This is a genomic window from Bacteroidota bacterium (genome assembly GCA_026391695.1).
In the GTDB taxonomy this organism is placed as follows: domain Bacteria; phylum Bacteroidota; class Bacteroidia; order Bacteroidales; family JAGONC01; genus JAPLDP01.
In genome coordinates this window covers 1-1,677 of the sequence record JAPLDP010000092.1, presented here as the reverse complement: position 1 = coordinate 1,677, position 1,677 = coordinate 1, and the positions used below count along the sequence as shown (strand labels likewise).

General features: G+C 36.7%; 1 protein-coding gene. It reads left to right on the top strand.

Annotation, left to right across the window (positions count from 1 at the left end; all coding sequences use genetic code 11):
* Positions 1–277 precede the first annotated feature (277 nt).
* On the top strand, positions 278–1,567 hold the full coding sequence (locus NT175_14590; GenBank protein ID MCX6235920.1) for a transposase: 1,290 nt from the start codon (positions 278–280) through the stop codon (positions 1,565–1,567).
* Positions 1,568–1,677 lie beyond the last annotated feature (110 nt).

The following is a 1,677-nucleotide window of genomic DNA, read 5'->3' as shown; positions in this document are numbered from 1 at the left end:
ACTAACGTTTCGCAGTTGAAAAAATAGTTAAAAAAAATGTAAAAAATGCAGCATGGAAATTTGGCTAATATATTGTTTTATAATATATTAGCAGTGACAAACAAAACAAAAAACCATGCTGCACAACAAAGGTACAAAAAGGATTTATGAATTAAAAAACGGTTTTACCCCTATGTGGGTCAAGCCGGATTTCATTTTAAGTTCTTTGAAATGTTTTTCTTTTTCTGGGTTATGCCAGTGTTTGAATGAAATCAAGGTGAGGGGATATAGTTTTGAGATGGTATTTTCTATTTTGGTATCCCTGCCGTTTTTAGGTTATAGCACTGTTCATTCACTGACCAGAAGTGTAATGGAGGATTATATTCAAGCCCGGAAAGATACGTTTTACCGTTTGAAGAATAATCCCAAGGTATGCTGGCGATCGATATTATGGATGTTTTCGGTGAAATTCAGGAAGGTGGCAGAACAACAGGGGAGACCATCGGCAAACAGAGTAAGATGCCTTGTATTTGATGACACAGTGATATCAAAGACAGGGAAATATATTGAGAAAGTATCCAGGGTATGGGATCATGTGGTTAACCGCTGTGTTTTAGGGTATAAACTTTTGCTGATGGGGTATTGGGATGGAACATCATTGACACCTCTGGACTTTTCGTTACACAGGGAGAGGGGAAAGAATGATGAAAAGCCTTACGGGCTAAAGAAGAGAGAATATAAGAAGCAATACCGTAAAAAACGTCAACCTGGGACACATGCTTGTGACAGGGATAAGGAAACTGATATGACAAAAATAGAAAGTGCCTTGAGGATGTTCCGTAGGGCCATTACACAGGGTTTTCAAGTGGACTATGTATTAATGGACAGTTGGTTTACGTGCGAGGCATTTATTCATGCAGTGTGTAAGGTGAAATCACAAGTGGTACACTTAATCGGGATGTATAAAAATGCAAAAGCGAGATTTTTATATTGCGGACAATTACTCACTTACAGTCAAATCAGAAATATGATTGGCAAGCCCAAAAGGTGCAGGAAGCTTAGGTTATATTATCTTGAAACTTGTGTGGAGCTCAATGGAATACCTTTGAAACTATTTTTCAGTAAGCAAGGGAAAAACGGCAAGTGGAAAGTATTGGTCACAACTCATACAGAAATTACTTTCATAAAGATGATCGAGATCTATCAAATTCGTTGGACGATAGAAGTGTTTTTCAAAGAAAGCAAACAATTACTTGGTCTTGGGAAATGCCAATCCAATGATTTTGATGCCCAAATAGCCGATACTACCTTGACTATGATACAGCACATTTTACTTACCCTGCGCTACCGTTTTGATACGTATGAATCTAAAGGTGAACTTTTTCGCAGCTTACAGGAAAATATGGTTCAGTTAAGATTAAATGAACGGTTATGGGGTTTGTTTATTGAGTTGCTAAATATTATTGACACTCTGTTTGATCAGGAAGATGTAACAACCCTCCTGGAGAAAATCCTCACCAACGATTGGGCATATGAAAAAATCAGCAGGCTATTGAATGATGATCAAATATTTCGACGCGTTGCATAAATCAAAAATGAAAAACGAATAACATTGAAGTGCAAGAGCTTAATAAAAAATCTTTAAGATAAACAGGCTAATAATGAAAGCATAAATTTAGGTGCGAAACTTTAGTTATT

What these genes read in the sequence shown, in the direction of transcription:
- NT175_14590 (MCX6235920.1), top strand. Translation starts at nt 278, where the DNA reads ATGGTATTTTCTATTTTGGTATCCCTGCCGTTTTTAGGTTATAGCACT.